Origin of the sequence: Bradyrhizobium sp. SRS-191, from assembly GCF_024586915.1 — a bacterium.
Taxonomy (GTDB): domain Bacteria; phylum Pseudomonadota; class Alphaproteobacteria; order Rhizobiales; family Xanthobacteraceae; genus Bradyrhizobium.
In genome coordinates this window covers 25341-41290 of sequence record NZ_JANBVS010000024.1, presented here as the reverse complement: position 1 = coordinate 41290, position 15950 = coordinate 25341, and the positions used below count along the sequence as shown (strand labels likewise).

15 protein-coding genes and 1 tRNA gene are annotated in these 15950 nt (G+C 65.1%); 3 read left to right on the top strand and 13 right to left on the bottom strand.

What is annotated here, in order from left to right; all coding sequences use genetic code 11:
* Positions 1 to 24 precede the first annotated feature (24 nt).
* From argB to rpmH, 6 genes are all read right to left on the bottom strand, one after another.
* Complete coding sequence (argB, locus tag NLR35_RS30340) at positions 25 to 921, bottom strand: acetylglutamate kinase (RefSeq protein WP_009031645.1); 897 nt, start codon at positions 919 to 921, stop codon at positions 25 to 27.
* A 73-nt stretch (positions 922 to 994) separates the two neighbouring features.
* Positions 995 to 1366: a DUF423 domain-containing protein gene (locus NLR35_RS30335; protein ID WP_257170214.1), complete on the bottom strand. Its 372-nt coding sequence runs from the start codon at positions 1364 to 1366 to the stop codon at positions 995 to 997.
* Entirely contained in the window at positions 1363 to 2025 is a 663-nt protein-coding gene (gene yihA, locus NLR35_RS30330) for a ribosome biogenesis GTP-binding protein YihA/YsxC (protein WP_257170213.1), read from the bottom strand. Before yihA ends, NLR35_RS30335 begins: the two co-directional genes overlap by 4 nt.
* 148 nt (positions 2026 to 2173) lie before the next feature.
* Positions 2174 to 4042, bottom strand: a complete 1869-nt coding sequence (gene yidC / locus NLR35_RS30325) for a membrane protein insertase YidC (RefSeq protein ID WP_257170212.1) — start codon at positions 4040 to 4042, stop codon at positions 2174 to 2176.
* Positions 4039 to 4500, bottom strand: a complete 462-nt coding sequence (gene rnpA, locus NLR35_RS30320; RefSeq protein WP_257170211.1) for a ribonuclease P protein component — start codon at positions 4498 to 4500, stop codon at positions 4039 to 4041. Before rnpA ends, yidC begins: the two co-directional genes overlap by 4 nt.
* Before the next feature lie 31 nt (positions 4501 to 4531).
* Entirely contained in the window at positions 4532 to 4666 is a 135-nt protein-coding gene (gene rpmH, locus NLR35_RS30315; protein ID WP_006609582.1) for a 50S ribosomal protein L34, read from the bottom strand.
* 481 nt (positions 4667 to 5147) lie between these two features.
* On the opposite strand from rpmH, the gene NLR35_RS30310 reads away from it, so the two are divergent.
* The 3 genes from NLR35_RS30310 (at position 5148) to hisC (ending at position 8104) form a co-directional block, all read left to right on the top strand.
* Complete coding sequence (locus NLR35_RS30310) at positions 5148 to 6623, top strand: HAMP domain-containing sensor histidine kinase (protein WP_257170210.1); 1476 nt, start codon at positions 5148 to 5150, stop codon at positions 6621 to 6623.
* A 243-nt stretch (positions 6624 to 6866) separates the two neighbouring features.
* Positions 6867 to 6943: transfer RNA gene (locus NLR35_RS30305), tRNA-Arg, on the top strand.
* Between the two features lie 93 nt (positions 6944 to 7036).
* Positions 7037 to 8104, top strand: a complete 1068-nt coding sequence (hisC, locus tag NLR35_RS30300; protein WP_257170209.1) for a histidinol-phosphate transaminase — start codon at positions 7037 to 7039, stop codon at positions 8102 to 8104.
* 173 nt (positions 8105 to 8277) lie between these two features.
* Here the strand turns inward: hisC and NLR35_RS30295 are convergent, their stop codons facing one another.
* The 7 genes from NLR35_RS30295 to NLR35_RS30265 form a co-directional block, all read right to left on the bottom strand.
* Positions 8278 to 9372, bottom strand: coding sequence for a chemotaxis response regulator protein-glutamate methylesterase (locus NLR35_RS30295; RefSeq protein WP_257170208.1), 1095 nt, complete (start codon positions 9370 to 9372; stop codon positions 8278 to 8280).
* A 13-nt stretch (positions 9373 to 9385) separates the two neighbouring features.
* Positions 9386 to 10267 (bottom strand): protein-glutamate O-methyltransferase CheR, encoded by an 882-nt coding sequence (locus NLR35_RS30290; RefSeq protein ID WP_257170250.1) that lies wholly within the window; start codon positions 10265 to 10267, stop codon positions 9386 to 9388.
* The gene (locus NLR35_RS30285; RefSeq protein WP_257170207.1) at positions 10248 to 10733 is read right to left on the bottom strand and encodes a chemotaxis protein CheW; all 486 of its coding nucleotides are present in this window, start codon (positions 10731 to 10733) and stop codon (positions 10248 to 10250) included. Before NLR35_RS30285 ends, NLR35_RS30290 begins: the two co-directional genes overlap by 20 nt.
* A 41-nt stretch (positions 10734 to 10774) precedes the next feature.
* Positions 10775 to 12598 (bottom strand): methyl-accepting chemotaxis protein, encoded by a 1824-nt coding sequence (locus NLR35_RS30280; protein WP_257170206.1) that lies wholly within the window; start codon positions 12596 to 12598, stop codon positions 10775 to 10777.
* A gap of 23 nt (positions 12599 to 12621) precedes the next feature.
* Positions 12622 to 13086 (bottom strand): chemotaxis protein CheW, encoded by a 465-nt coding sequence (locus NLR35_RS30275; protein WP_257170205.1) that lies wholly within the window; start codon positions 13084 to 13086, stop codon positions 12622 to 12624.
* Positions 13086 to 15140, bottom strand: coding sequence for a chemotaxis protein CheA (locus NLR35_RS30270; protein ID WP_257170204.1), 2055 nt, complete (start codon positions 15138 to 15140; stop codon positions 13086 to 13088). Before NLR35_RS30270 ends, NLR35_RS30275 begins: the two co-directional genes overlap by 1 nt.
* A gap of 103 nt (positions 15141 to 15243) precedes the next feature.
* A complete protein-coding gene (locus NLR35_RS30265; protein ID WP_257170203.1) occupies positions 15244 to 15567 on the bottom strand; it encodes a lipid asymmetry maintenance protein MlaB in 324 nt (107 codons plus the stop codon).
* Positions 15568 to 15950: the final 383 nt, after the last annotated feature.

Below are 15950 nucleotides of genomic sequence, written 5' to 3'. Positions count from 1 at the left end.
CTGGCTGTGTGGCGATCGTGCCCATCACTTGTGGATCAGCGTGCCCGTGCCCTGGTTGGTGAACAGCTCGAGCAGCACCGCGTGCGGCACCTTGCCGTCGAGGATCACGACGCCCTGGACGCCCTGCTCGAGCGCGTAGATGCAGGTCTCGACCTTCGGGATCATGCCGCCGGAGATGGTGCCGTCGGCGATCAGCTTGCGCGCATCCTTGATCGAGATTTCCGGAATCAGCTTCTTCGATTTGTCGAGCACGCCCGGCACGTCGGTCAGCAGCAGCAGCCGCTTGGCCTTCAGCGCACCGGCGACGGCGCCGGCGAAGGTGTCGGCGTTGACGTTGAAGGTCTGGCCTTCCTTCGACGTCGCGAGCGGTGCGAGGATCGGGATCAGCTCGTAGCCGATGAGCTGGTTCAAGAGCGTCAGGTCGACCTTGTCGGGCTCGCCGACGAAACCGAGATCGACCACTTTCTCGATGTGGCTGTCCGGATCGACCATGGTGCGGGTCGCCTTGACCGCGCGCACCATGTTGCCGTCCTTGCCGCACAGGCCGACGGCCTTGCCGCCGGCCTCGTTGATGTAGCCGACCAGCTGCTTGTTGATCGAGCCGGCCAGCACCATCTCGACGATCTCGATCGTGGCGGCATCGGTGATGCGCAGGCCCGCGGCGAATTCGGAGACGATGCCGAGGCGCTTGAGCATGGTTGCGATCTGGGGACCGCCGCCGTGCACGACCACCGGGTTGATCGCGGTCTGCTCGAGCAGGACGATGTCGCGCGCAAAAGCTTTCGCGGTGTCCTCGTCGCCCATGGCGTGGCCGCCATATTTGATGACGATGGTTTCATCGTCATACTCCTGCATGTGCGGCAGCGCTTCGGACAGGATTCGGGCCTGATCGAGCGGGCTGATGGTGGTCGCGTCGGTCATGTCTGGGGGATCTCGGCTGTCGGAACGTCGGGCGCGGTTCTATCCGATTGCCGGGCGCGCGCAAAGCGCCGGATCAGGCCCGGCGCGGCCACAGCGCGGCGAGGGCGAGCACCAGCCAGCCGCCGATCAGGAGCATGCCGCCGGTCGGCGCGGCGAACGGAAACAGCCGGTCGCCGGCGAATTGCCGCATCATGAGATCGCCGGAGAAGAGAGCGGCGCCGAGCACCAGGCCGATGGCCGCAAGCAGGCCGATGCGCCTGGCAACAATGCCGCGCTCGGCCAGCGCGACGGTGCCGAGCAGGGCGCAAGCATGGAACAAAAGCATCGTCGAGGCGGTCGCGAGCCGCGCTGCATCGGCATCATGCGCGGCCTTGGCGGCCAGCGCCACGCCGGCAGCGCCCATCAGCCCGGCCAGCGCTATGAGGATGCGCCACAGCGCGGTCATGCGCCGCGCTCCTCGAGCAGGCGCACCATCGCCGCGCGCAGCTCCGGCATGCCCGTGCCGGAGCGCGACGAGGTCGCGAGCACCTGCGGGAATGCCGCCGGATGCTTGGCGAGCGCGGCCTCGGTTTCGGTGATGCGACCGACCAGCTCGGCCGGTTTGATCTGGTCGGCCTTGGTCAGCACCAACTGGTAGCTGACGGCCGACTTGTCGAGCGTCTTGAGGATCTCCTGATCGACCTCCTTCAGCCCATGGCGGGCGTCGATCAGCACGTAGACGCGCGCGAGCGAGGTGCGTCCGAGCAGGAATTGGTGGATCAGCTCGGTCCAGGACGCGACCTTGGTCTTCGCCGCGGCGGCATAGCCGTAGCCGGGCATGTCGACGAGACGCAGCGACGCATTCGCCGGTCCCTCGAAGAAGATCAGCTCCTGGGTGCGGCCCGGCGTATGCGAGGTGCGGGCCAGCGCATTCTGGCCGGTCAGCGCATTGATCAGGCTGGACTTGCCGACATTGGAGCGGCCGGCAAAGGCGATCTCGATCTGCCCGGACATCGGCGGCAGGCTCGCGATCGATGGCGAGGCATGGGTGAAGCGCCAGGCCTGCGCGAACAGCTTGCGGCCCTTCTCGATCAGGCGCTCGTCGGTGTCGCCGCTGGTGGTCATCATAGTTCTCGCCTCTCCGTCATGCCCGGGCTTGTCCCGGGCATCCACGTCGTCATTGCCGGCTCTCAAGACGTGGATGGCCGGGACAAGCCCGGCCATGACGCAATCTTCATCGTTTCAGCGGGTGAACTCTCGCCCGCTTTCCTCGTCACGCCGGCTTCTTCTTGAACGTGCCTTTGATGTTGTCGAACAGCTCCACCTTCACGCCGTTCCGGCGCATGATGAAGCCCTGCTGCAGCACCGACAGCGTGTTGTTCCAGGCCCAGTAGATCACGAGGCCGGCCGGGAAGCCCGCGAGCATGAAGGTGAAGATCAGCGGCATCCAGTTGAAGATCATCGCCTGGGTCGGATCCGGCGGCGTCGGGTTCAGCTTCATCTGGAACCACATCGTGATGCCCATGATGATCGGCCAGATGCCGAGCGCGAGGTAGTGGCCGAACAGCGGGAGCTGCGTCGGATCGAACGGGATCAGGCCGAACAGCGTGAACAGATTGGTCGGATCCGGCGCCGACAGGTCCTTGATCCAGCCGATGAACGGCGCGTGCCGCATCTCGATGGTGACGAACAGCACCTTGTACAGCGAGAAGAACACCGGGATCTGAAGCACGACGGGAAGACAGCCGGCGACCGGGTTGATCTTCTCCTTCTTGTAGATCTCCATCATCTCCTGCTGCTGCTTCATCCGGTCGTCCGGATAGCGCTCCTTCAGCGCCTGAAGCTGCGGCTGGATCGCCTTCATCTTGGCCATCGAGGCGTAGGACTTGTTGGCGAGCGGGAAGAACAGGAGCTTCACCAGCACCGTCACCAGCAGGATCGAGACGCCGAAATTGCCGAAGAAGCGGAAGAAGAAGTCGAGCGCCAGGAACATCGGCTTGGTCAGGAAGTAGAACCAGCCCCAGTCGATCAGCAGGTCGAAATGGTTGAGCCCGAGCTTCTGGTTGTAGCCGCCGAGGCCGCCGATCGGGAAATTGATGCCGACGACGCCGGCTTCCTTGGCGCCGGCGAACAGCCGGGTGGAGACCGAGGCCGAGCCGCCGGCGGGGACCGTCTGCGGGGTCTCGACATAGTCGGTCTGGTAGCGGTGCTGGTTGTCGACCAGCTTCGACGAGTAGTTCGCCGTCAGGCGCGCATCCGTCATCGGCAGCAGCGCGGTCGCCCAGTACTTGTCGGTGATGCCGAGCCAGCCATTGGTGACGTCGAATTTCGCCGCCTTCTCGTCATCCATCTTCTTGTAGGTGAATTCCTGCAGGCCCTTCTCGCCGAGATAGCCGATCAGGCCTTCGTGCAGGATGTAATAGCCCGACACGTGCGGCGTGCCGTGGCGCGAGATCAGGCCGTAGGGATACAGCGTCGCCGGCGCATTGCCGGCGTTGGTGACGTCATCCTTGATGGTGAAGAGATAATGGTCGTCGACGCTGATGGTGCGCTGAAAGGTCAGGCCGTCGCCATTGGTATAGGTGAGCTTGACCGGGGTCGACGGCGTCAGCGCATTCGAGCCGTCCTGCTGCCAGACGGTGTTCTGGTCGGGCACCTGCATCTTGGCGCCGGCGGCGTTGACCCAGCCGAACTCGGCGTAATAGGGCTCAGCCGTGTTCGACGGCGAGAACAGCACGATCGCCGGCGACTTGGGGTCGACCGTCTCGCGGTATTGGACGAAGGCGAGATCGTCGATGCGCGCGCCCTTCAGCGAGATGCTGCCGCTCAGCCGCGGCGTGTCGATCTTGACGCGCGGGTTGGCTGCGATCGCAGTCTCGCGCGGCACCACGCCGGTGGCTGTGGCGGTCGCGCCACCCGGCGCGCTCGGGCTGCCGGAGGCGCTCGCATTCGGCTGCGGCGTGGCCGACGGCGCGGTGCTGTCGGGCTGCGTGGCCGGGGCCTGCTTCTTGGCGAGCTCCGCCTGCAGCTGAGCCTGCGCGCGCTGCTTCTCCATCTGCGGGCCATTGTAGAAGACCTGCCACAGGATCAGCACGACGCCGGACAAAATGACGGCGAGAATGGTGTTGCGATTGTCGGTCATCGTTTTCTTATCGTCTCGTCATTCATTCCGGTTGGCGGGAATGCGCGTTCCGGCGCGGGAGCGTTTTGCTTGTTAGCATCCGACGGCCTGCGAGGCTGCGGCTTGGGCTGTAACTTGGGCTGCAACTTGGCCTGCGGCCGGTCGAGGCGGCGGAGCGTCGCCTGGAGGTCGGCGAGCATGATATCGAAGTCGCGTGACAGCGCGTCCCGCCGGCCGACCAGCACATAGTCGCTGTGCGGGCGCATCGACAGGGGATCGAGCCGTTTCACAAGCTCGCGCAACCGCCGACGGATGCGATTACGCTCCGTGGCGGTGCCATTCTTCTTGGTGACGGTAAAGCCGATCCGGATCGGGCCCTGGTCCGCGCGCTCACGGCGCTGGACCACGAAGGCAGGGCTGTTCGCCCGCACGCCATCGGCAACGGCGAGGAAGTCCGCCCGCTGCCGCAGCCGATCCATGATGGAAATCTCCGGGACGGACGCCCTGGCTTCAGGCGCTGAGACGCTTGCGGCCCCGGGCGCGACGCGCGGCAAGGACCTTGCGGCCGCCGGTGGTGGCGAGGCGGGCGCGGAAGCCGTGACGGCGCTTGCGCACCAGTTTGCTGGGTTGATAGGTCCGCTTCACGGGTCGATCTCCGCTGACGGGCAATTTGCCAGTTGACAACTTGCCGGCTTGAAATGTCGAGGATGTCCGGTGATGCTTCCTGGCCCGAAATGGACCGCTGTGGGCCCTGAAATCGAGCCGCCCCGGACAAGCCGGGTCATCGCGGACGGTTGGCGCGGCTTATAAGGGAGCCTCCTGCCTTCGTCAATCGCGGCAAGACGTCCGATGCGCCTCTCTGACAAAGGGCTAAGGAGGCGGCGTAAACGCCTTCGTCACCGATGCCGGTCAGCGTCGTGTCATGTGACCGCGCCAGCCGGCACAAGAGCAGGGAGCGCGAGATCAGTCTCCGTGAGAACCGTAACAGTCAGGATTGAGCAATTCCGGGTTCCATTATGAACGAATTGGAAACCTCAACATGAGCGATCCGTAATTTGACCGGACTCCGGTGCAGTCCCATCTTGCGGACCCGTAAGGGTGGGGGTGTCTCTTACAAGGGCGATACGTGACAGAGAGCGACAACCAGCCGATCCTGGAGCGTCTGCGACCGAAACGGTCGCGCCGCCTCGGCTTGTCCGGAAAGCTGCTGCTGCTGACGATTCCGCTGGTGATGATCGCGGCGGTGCTGGTCTACGTGCCCGCCATCGCGAACTTTTGGACCAATCGGCTCAATGACCGCTTGGCCGCCGCCAATACCGCCGCGCTGGTGCTCGACGCTGCGCCGTCCGGCATGGTGCCGGATTCCCTGGCGCGGCAGATCCTGACCTCGATCAACGCCCGCGGTGTCGCCATCAAGATGGGCCAGCAGCGCCGTCTGCTCGCCAGCGCCGATCTGCCGGCGTCGATCGATCATGACTACGACATGCGCGATATGACGGTATGGTCGTCGATCGTGAACTCGCTGAAGATGATGACCGAGACCGGCGATCACACCATGCGCGTGATAGGACCGTCTCCGGGCCGCGCCCAGTTCATCGAGGTCGTGACCGACGAGAAGCCGCTGCGCAGGGCGATGTACCGCTTCTCGCGCAACCTGCTCGGCGTATCGCTGCTGCTCGCGATGCTGACGGCGGCGCTGGTCTATCTGGCCCTGCATTATCTGTTCGTGCGGCCGATGCGGCGGCTCACCGCGAGCCTGGTCGGTTTCCACGAGAATCCGGAGAGCGCGGCGCGAATCATCGTGCCGAGCCAGCGCTCCGACGAGATCGGGGTCGCCGAGCGCGAGCTCGCCGACATGCAGCGCGACCTCGTCTCGATGCTGCATCAGAAGAGCCGGCTCGCCGCGCTCGGCCTTGCCGTGTCGAAGATCAACCACGATTTGCGCAATCTGCTGGCCTCGTCGCAGCTGTTGTCGGACCAGCTCGCCAGCGTGCCGGATCCGCGGGTGCAGCGCTTCGCCCCGAAGCTGATGCGTTCGCTGGAACGCGCCATCGCGTTCTGCCAATCGACCTTGTCCTACGGCAAGGTGCAGGAGCCGGCGCCGGACCGCCGCATGGTGGTGGTGGAGTCGGTCGTCGCCGAGGTGCGCGAGACCGCGGGATTGTCGCCGGATGCCTCGATCACCTGGATCGCTGCGATCGAGCGCGGGCTGAAGATCGATGCCGATCCGGACCAGCTGTTCCGCGTGCTGCTCAACCTCGTGCGCAATGCCGCGCAGGCCTTGGACAGCCTCGCTGCCGACGAGGGCGTGCGCCAGATCCGCATCACCGGCCGCCGCGAGGGGGCCGTGGCGATTCTCGAAGTGTCCGATACCGGCCCTGGCGTGCCGGCCAAGGTGCGGGAGCACCTGTTCGAGGCATTTCGCGGCGCCGGTCGTCCGGGCGGCTCGGGGTTGGGCCTTGCAATCGCGGCCGAGCTCGTGCGCGCCCATGACGGCGACATCCAGCTGGTCGAAGGCACATTGGGCGCGACCTTCCGGATCACGATTCCCGACCGCCCGGTCGAACTCCAGACGTTCTGGAACGAGCGCGCCAGCGCCTGATCGAAGCCTGCCCGTTCTCAATCCCCAGCGTTTTCAATCTCAAGCGTTCTCAATCGCAAGGCGGCCCACCGGCCGGTCGCCGGAGCCGCCCCCAAAAAAGGGGCACAAAATGTCCTGCTGCAGCCTTGCCAAGCGGCCTCCGAGCCGTTAGTCAGAGGCCCTTCGCGAGGCCAGCCGGCATTTGCCGCTCCGGCCTTCCGGGATCCGGCCGTCCTGGCCTGGAGCCCGCCAAAAGCGAAAAACGCGCCCGTAGCTCAGCTGGATAGAGCATCAGACTACGAATCTGAGGGTCGGACGTTCGAATCGTTCCGGGCGCGCCATTTGCTGATGAAACCCTGCCCATCGCATCCGTACCTTCCGGGCCGCTTGGCGCTGCATCGGGCGCCGACGCTCGTGTCCGCTGGAGAATAGTCGTGAGTCGTTTCTGGTCAGAGCTGGCCCGCGGGCTGTCGCCCTACGTGCCGGGCGAGCAGCCGCAGATCCCGGGCCTCGTCAAGCTCAACACCAATGAGAGCCCGTTCGGGCCGTCGCCCAGGGCGATCGAGGCGATCCGCGCGGCGGCGTCCGACGCGCTGCGCCTCTATCCCGATCCGCAGGCCACCCGCCTGCGCGAGGTCCTGGCCGACTATCACAAGGTCTCGCCGGCGCAGGTGTTCGTCGGCAACGGCTCGGACGAGGTGCTCGCGCACACCTTTGCCGCGCTGTTGAAGCAGCCGGCGCCCTTGCTGTTTCCCGACGTGACCTACAGCTTCTATCCCGTCTATTGCCGGCTGCTCGGGATCGACGCCACGACCGTTCCGCTCGATGCCGAGATGCGCGTGCGCATCGACGATTATCTCGATCGGCCGGGCCCGGTGATCATCGCCAATCCGAATGCGCCGACCGGCATCGCGCTGCCGCTCCAGGAGATCGCGCGGCTCGCCGCGGCGCGCAGCGACACGGCGGTAGTGATTGACGAGGCCTATGTCGATTTCGGCGCGGAGACGGCGATCCCGCTCATCGCCGAGCATCCCAATCTGCTGGTGGTGCAGACGATGTCCAAGTCGCGCGCGCTGGCTGGCCTGCGCGTCGGCTATGCGATCGGCGACGCCGGACTGATCGAGGGCCTGACGCGGGTGAAGGACAGCTTCAACTCCTATCCGCTCGGCCGCCCCGCCCAGGCCGGTGCGATCGCCTCGATCGAGGACAAGGCGCATTTCCAGCAGACCCGCGCGGCCATCATGCGGAACCGCGCCGACCTCACTACCGCGCTGGTTCGGCTCGGCTTCGAGGTGCTGCCGTCGAGCGCCAATTTCGTCTTCGCGCGACATCCTGACCGTTCAGGCCAGGCCCTCTCCGCTGCCTTGCGCGAGCGTGCGGTGCTCGTCCGCCACTTCACCGCGCCGCGCATCGCGGACTATCTGCGCATCACGATCGGCTCGGAAGCGGAGCTGGCGCGGCTGACAGACGCGCTGCGCGAGGTGCTGGCACAGAACGGGTGAGATTGTCTGCGCCAGCAGCAGGAGCGCCTTAGGGACCTTCGCCCAACAGCCGCTCGATCCATGCAACCAGGCTGCCGCCTCGCGGCGGATCTGACAGACCAACCGCGCGCCAGCCCTCCACCAAAGGGGGCCGCTGTTGCGATAGCGACATGCGATCGCGTCGCGTAGCTCCTTCAGCTCGCTGCCGCTGCGTGACCCGTCTGATGCCATTTGATGATCTCGCGCGGAATCTGGTCCAGGCTGACGACCTTCTCGACCGCGCCGTGAGCGATCGCTTCCTTGGGCATCCCGAACACCACGCAGCTTTCCTCGTTCTGTGCGCGCGTCGCCGCGCCCAGCTTGCGCATTTCCAGCAACCCTCGCGCGCCGTCGTCGCCCATTCCGGTCATGATGACGCCGAGCGCATTGCGCCCCGCATATTGCGCGGTGGAGCGAAACAGCACGTCGACCGAGGGGCGATGACGCGACACTGGGGGCCCGTCCTTGATCGCGATGTGATAGCGCAAGCCCGAGCGCTGCAGCAGCATGTGCCGTGCCCCCGGCGCGATATAGGCGCAGCCGGCATGCACCGTTTCGCCGTCCTCCGCCTCCTTCACGGTGATCGCGCAGATCGAGTTGAGGCGGCGCGCGAACGCTGCGGTGAAGCCCGGCGGCATGTGCTGAACGATGAGGATGCCCGGGCAGTCGGCCGGCAGCGCCTCAAGCACGTCGGCGAGCGCCTCGGTGCCGCCCGTCGAGGCGCCGATGCAGACGATGCGTTCCGTCGTCGGCCGCGAACGCGTCTCCACCGGAGGCGGCATGATGGCGTCGGCAGTCAGCTTCTTCTCGACGAGCATGCGGCGTTCCGACCGCGGCCGGACCCGTGCGCGCGCGGCGGATTTGACCGCATCGCGCAGCCGTCCGGACGACTCCAGCAAGGCCTGGCGGGTGTCGACGCGTGGCTTGGGCACGATATCGACGGCGCCGGCCTCGAGCGCCTCGAAGGTCAGCTGCGAGCTGTCGTCGGTGGCGGAGGAGCAGATCACCACAGGGATCGGATGCTGCGCCATGATCTTGCGCAGGAAGGTGAGGCCGTCCATCTTCGGCATCTCGATGTCGAGCACAATGACATCGGGCAGCTCGTTCTGCAGCCGGCGCGCCGCCGCGAAGGGATCCGCTGCCGTCCCGATCACGTCGATCTCCGGATCCTCGCCGAGGATCGACGTCATGATCTGCCGGACAGACGCGGAATCGTCCACGATCAGCACACGCACCTTCTGTTTGGTCATGCGATCGCCTCGTCTACACGGTGAAGATCGTCGGCCGGATCTGCTTCAGACCCGGCACGACGTTGTGAACCATGGATTCGGAGTGTCCCACCATCAGGTATCCTCCGGGCCGCAGATGCGAGCAGAGCCGGGTGACCACCTTGCGCTGGGTCGGCTTGTCGAAATAGATCAGGACGTTGCGGCAGAAGATGATGTCGACGTCGCGGTCCACCGGGTAGGTCGTGTCCATCAGGTTCATGCGCTGGAAATTGACGCGGCTGCGCAACTCGGGGACCACGCGGCATTCTGCCCGTGAGGAATCGCGCGAGCGCAGGAAATAGCGTTTGGCCAGATGCTCCGGCACCGGCGTGAGCGCCTCGATGTCGTAGATCGCCTTCTGCGCCATCCGCAGAACGGGGTTCGAGATGTCCGTGCCGAGAATACGGAAATCGGCGCGCAAGCCCGCGCGGATCATGTCATCCAGCACGATCGCCATCGTGTAGGCTTCCATCCCGGTCGAGGCTGCGGCGCTCCAGAGCTTCAGATTGCGCTGCGGCCCGCCGCCACGCAGCTTCATCAGTTCGGGAATCGCCGTGTTTCGAACGAAATCGAAATGCGCCGGCTCACGAAAGAAGTCGGTCTTGTTGGTCGTCACGACATCGATCAGGTGAACCAGTTCGTCCTCGAACTGATCCGCGTTGAACAGGGCATCGACATATTGGCCCATGTCGGACAGGCCGAGGGCGCGAACGCGCTTCTGCAGCCGCCCCTCGAGCATGAAGCGCTTGGCGGGCGGCAGCTTGATGCCGACCTGCGCTTCGATCAGTTGCGCGAGCGCGCGAAAATGCGGATCCGATAGGGATCCGGCGACACCGAATGTTTCCGCCCAGCCGGGCTTAAGCTGCGGCTGGGGCATGGTCACCGAGGGTTGCGCCGGGCAGGCTGGTCTGAGCCATCAGCTTCGCCAGATCGAACAGAATGACGAACTTGTCGCCCTTCCGCCCGATGCCGGCGATGTAGTCGGATGTCCAGCGGCCGCCGACCTCCGGAACGGGCTCCGCGGAGCTCTCGTCGATGTCGGTGACCTCGAACACGCAATCGGCGACGAAGCCGACCCCGACCAGGCGGTTGCCGACGGGGACATCGAGGATGATGATCCGCGTCGCTTCCGTCGCGGGCACGCTCGGCAGGTCGAGCTTCAACCTGAGATCGACGATCGGATAGCCGCTGCCGCGCACATCGATCATCCCGAGCAGGAAGTGCGGTGCGTGCGGCAACCGCGAGATCGGCCTCATGTCGAGGATCTCGCGAACATTGCGGATGCTGATGCCGAAGGTTTCACCCGCCAGACCAAGCGTCAGATATTGTGAGGTCTCGGCCATGCTGAGTCCCATCCTCTGCTCTCGCGATACAATACTTCGACCTAGCGCCGGAAGTCTTCGTCGCGCTCGTCCTCGCCGTCGGCAAGGCTGAAGGCGAAGCCGCCGCCGCCGGCCGCCTTGACCGCGCGTGCAGGCCTGGCCTTTGCGGGAGACGGCTTCTTGGGGCTGCGGTCCGCCGCGGCCATGCTGGCCGCCTTGGTTCGTAGCTGGGTGACGGCGGCGTCGATCGGGGCCGACGACTCGGCCCGGTTCTGTGCGATGCTCCCGTCGATGCGGAAATAAGCGATGGTCGCCTGCAGCTGATCGGCTTGCGCTGCCAACTCCTCCGAGGTGGCCGACACCTGCTCCGAGGCGCTGGCGTTCTGCTGACCGACCTGATCGAGCTGCTGAATCGCCTGGTTGATCTGCGCCGAGCCGACGTCCTGCTCGCGGCATGCGGCGGTGATCTCTTCGACCAGCTCCGCGGTGCGCTTGATGTCGGGCACGAGCTTCGCCAGCATGCTGCCGGCCTCCTGTGCGACCTTGACCGTCTCGCTCGACAGCTGCCCGATCTCGGTCGCCGCCGCCTGGCTGCGTTCGGCCAGCTTGCGGACCTCTGACGCGACGACGGCAAAGCCCTTGCCGTGCTCGCCGGCTCGCGCGGCTTCCACCGCCGCGTTGAGCGCCAGCAGATCGGTCTGCCGCGCGATCTCCTGCACGATGGTGATCTTGCCGGCGATGGTCTGCATCGCCTCCACCGCGCGGCCCACGGCCGTGCCGCTGGATTCCGCATCCTTAGCCGACTGCGCCGCGATCTTCTCGGTCTGGCTGGCGTTCTCGGCGTTCTGCTTCACATTCGCCGCCATCTCCTCCATCGAGGACGACGCTTCCTCGGCCGAGGAGGCCTGCTCGGTCGCGCCCTGCGACAGCTGCTCGGCGCTGGCCGAGAGCTCCTGGCTGCCGGCTGAGACGTTCTGCGCCGCCGTCAGCGCTTCCGAGACGATCTGGCGAAGCCTCTCCACCATGCGCTCCAGCGCCATGCCGAGCGTATCCTTGTCGGACAGCCGCTTGGCCTCGATGGTGAGGTTGCCGCTGGCGATCTCGTCGGCCACCGCCGCCATGTTGTTCAGGTTTGTCGTCATGACGTTCAGCGACTTGATGAGGTCGCCGACTTCGTCGTTGCTCCTGTGCTCGATGGTCTGGCTGAGATCGCCAATTGCGACTGCCTCGGCGAGGCCGACGGCACGGCCGAGGCCGCGGCTGATGCTGATGGCAATCCACAACGCGGATGCGATGCCGATCACGAGCGAGGTTGCCACGATGCTCATCAGCATCATCTCGGCGCGAGCTCCCTCGGCCCGCGCCTGTTCGGCCCGCTCGGCGATCAGACCTTTGACGTAGTGCACATATTCTGCCACCGCGTGGTTCGCTTCTCCGACGGCCTTGCGTCCCTCGGTCATCGACATCATCGCGCCCTTGGCGCGATCGGTCTTGCCGATCTTGAGGGCTTCGTCCTGGATCGCACTGAAGGTGACATACTGCGCCGCGAACTGATCGAGCAGCTTTCGTCCGCTCTCTGTCGCGACCGCGTAGATCTGATCTTTGATCTTGCCCATGTTCGTACGCAGCGTCTGGATCTCGGCCGCGAATCGGTCAAATTCAGCATCAGATGTCGTCAGCAGGGCATTCTTCTCGTTGCGAACCTGGAGCTGCAGCGTTTCCTCCAGCTCCATCGCCCTTTCCATGCGCCCGGCGGCACTCACGATGCTTTGTGTCGTCGCGATCGTCTCCGAGAGCTTCAGGTAACCGATCCCACCCGCAATGATCGACAGCAGGATCACGACGCCGAACGATGCGGCCAGCTTGGCCTTGATGGAAAATCTCATTGTAGCCCCTCAGGAATGTCGAACTAATGAAGAATGCGTTCCATGTTCGGAACGATGACGAACTCGTCACGCCACTTGGCGATGAAGCGAATGAACTCCGGCTTCCAGCTGACGCCGACGCGCGGTGTCTGCTGGGTGTCGCTGCGGGATATCTCCGTGACCTCATAGACCTTGTCGGCAGTGAGGCCGACGAACACGGGCTCGTTGTCGATGGGAATCTCGATGACAACGACCCGCGTATCGGTCGAGGCCTCCGTCAGCGGCATGCCGAAGCGGAGTCGCAGGTCGGCCAGCGGCACGATGTTGCCGCGCACGTTGATGATGCTGTGCACGAACGGCTTGGCGCCGGCCACTTTCGTCGCCGGCACGGGGTCGATGATCTCGCGCACGATCGCGGCATCCAACGCGAATTTCTCGTCGCCGAGGCCGATCATCACGACCTGGATCGTCTGGCCGTCATCGGCCGCGTGGTCGGTCTGCTGCTTCATCAGGCGGCCTCGTTCAGATGTTGCTTGTCGGCATGCGCCTGCGCGAGGGTGACCAACTGCGCGACGTCGAGGATGAGTGCCGCGGTGCCGTCGCCGAGAATGGTGGCGCCGGAGAAGATCGTCACGTCGGAATGCAGCTTGGACAGCGACTTGATCACCGTCTGATGGCTGCCGATGATCTGGTCGGCGACGAGACCGACGCGCGTCTCGCCCGTCGAGACGATGATCGTCTTCTGGTATTCGTCCGGCGCGCCCGTGGCGTACAGCATATCGCGCAGCATCAGGAACGGCACCAGGTCGCCGCGGATGTTGAGGAAGTTGCGGCCGCGGGCGCGCTGGTCGTCGGCGGTGAGCTCGACACATTCCTCCACCGCCGATAGTGGGATGATGTAGCGGCCTTCGCCGACCCGAATCATCAGCCCCTCGATGATGGCCAGCGTCAGCGGCAGGCGCAGCGTGACGGTGGTGCCTTCGCCGGGCCTCGTGGCCATGTCGATCGATCCGCGCATGTTCTCGATGGTGCGCTTGACGACATCCATGCCGACGCCGCGACCGGACAGCGCCGAGATCGTCTGCGCCGTCGAGAAACCCGGATGAAACAGGAATTGGTGAATGTCGGCGTCCGGCAGCTCGGCGTCCGTCGAAAGCAGTCCGAGCTCCTCGGCCTTGGCGCGGATGCGCGCCGTGTTCAGGCCGGCGCCGTTGTCGCGCACGGTCACCAGCACCTGCGCCCCGGAATGGATCGCATGCAGCTCGATGCGGCCCTTATCGGTCTTGCCGGCTGCGTTGCGCACCGCGGTCTGCTCGATGCCGTGATCGATGGCGTTACGGATCAGATGCACCAGCGGGTCGGCGAGACACTCGATCATGGTCTTGTCGAGCTCGGTGTCCTCGCCGGACGTGATCAAATCCACGGGCTTGGACAATTCGAGCGAGAGGTCGTGGACGAGGCGGCGGAAGCGGCCGAACAGCGAGCCGATCGGCACCATGCGCGCGCCCATCGTGGTGTCGCGCAGGCTGCCGGCGAGGCGCTCGATCTCCTCGGCAATGATCTTGATCGACGGGTCGGAGCTCGCTGATGCGAGCTGGCTGAGCCGGGCCTGCGCGATGACGAGCTCGCCGACGCGGTCCATCATCTCGTCGAGGCGCCGCGCCTGCACGCGCACGGTCGCAATGCCGCGATCGTCGCTCCGCTTGGGCTCCTCGCGGCGCGGCTCCTGCGCCCGTTCTGCTTCCTTGGGGGCAGGCGGCGGTGTCGGATCGGCAATCGCGGTGCGCGGCGCGGGAGTTTTCGGCGTCGGCGTCAGGGCCGCAGGTGAGAGCTCGCGACGCGTCAACGGCGTAACCGTCAGCGTCATCTCATCGATGACGAACATGAAGATGTCGTCGATGATGTCCCTGCTGCAGGCCGAGTGCAGGGTCACGTCCCATTTCAGGTAGCATTCCTCGGGATCGAGCGCGTCGAGCAGCGGCACGTCATCAATGAGAGCGACGGCAAAGCAGGGGCCGAGCTTGCAGAGATCATCGAGCAAATGCAGCGGGTTCGAGCCGTTGCGGAGAATATGCGACTCGAATTCCAGATGCAGGCGCCATCCCGCCAGGTCCGTATCGTCGTTCGTATCCTCATCGGCAGCGACGGGAGACGCGGCCGGCTGCGGCGAAGCTGTCTCTTGTTCCGAACTCGGCGCGACAAACCGCCGGAGGTCATCGAGGATGCCGTCGCCGATGATCTGGTCGGTGCTGTCAGGCGCCTCGATCAGGGCGCGGATGTAGTCCTTGGCGGCCAGCGCCACCGTGATGAGCTCGCGCGTGGGCGGGATCTCGCCCTTGCGGACGCGATCGAAGGCGGTTTCGAATTCGTGCGTGAAGTTGGCGACCTTGTCGAAGCCGAACATCGAACCCGAGCCCTTGATCGTATGCAGGGCGCGGAACGCACAGTCGATGAGCTCGCGATCGTCAGGCTGATCGCATAGATCGAGCAGCGCGCCTTCGAGCGTCTCGAGCAGCTCGGATGATTCCTGCCGGAAGGATTCGGTCCAGTCGGGGCTGCTCATGAGCGGGTCCGCCGGCTCATGACGCATGTGAGTCGATCGCCCCTGCAGCCCACTGCGCCGACGGTGGACTTCACCCTCTCCCCGACGGTCAGGATGGTCGCCATCAGATGCCATCCATCTTGTGCGAGAAGTGATGATCGACCGCGGCGTCGCCTGCGAAGCCGGCGCGGCGAATGACGTTGCGCAGAGCTTCGGAGGGGGCCGTCAGCGCGACAGCGCGGCCATGCTCGCGTCCGGTCTTCGCGGTCGAAATGAGAAGTTGGATCGAGGTCACGTCCGCCTTATCGACGCAGGAGCCGTCGATCTCGAGCGCAGCAGGCTGTTCGAACGCGTCGCGGATCATGCCGTGGACTTCCCGGATTGCAGAAATGCTGCAATCGGCCGGTAGTTTTACGGCCTGTTTCGACTTCAGATACTCAGACACCATCACGTCTCCAGCGAGCACGTCGTGGCGGCATCGTGCAAAACGGGAATTAGAGATTCACTAAAGTGCATTGCGCTTTTTGCGCATCCAGCTAACTCGACTCAAATCGGACGATCTAATGAGCTGCTCGTTGTGCATCATTGATGTGCGCCGCGCAGATACGACGCCTCGTTCGTATCCGGGCTTTCACGGAAGGAAGCTCGTGTCGTTGGCTATGAATTACCGGTGGGGGGATCATCGCCGCCCATGGACCGTGCAATCGATGTCGCTGACCTGAGAGGGTCAGCGTTGGCTCCGTTGAAATACGACCGGTAAGATCCGGGGTGATCCGATGGAGCCTGTCGGACGTCGTCAGCGCGGCCGATCGCCGCAGCTGGCGGCGTCTT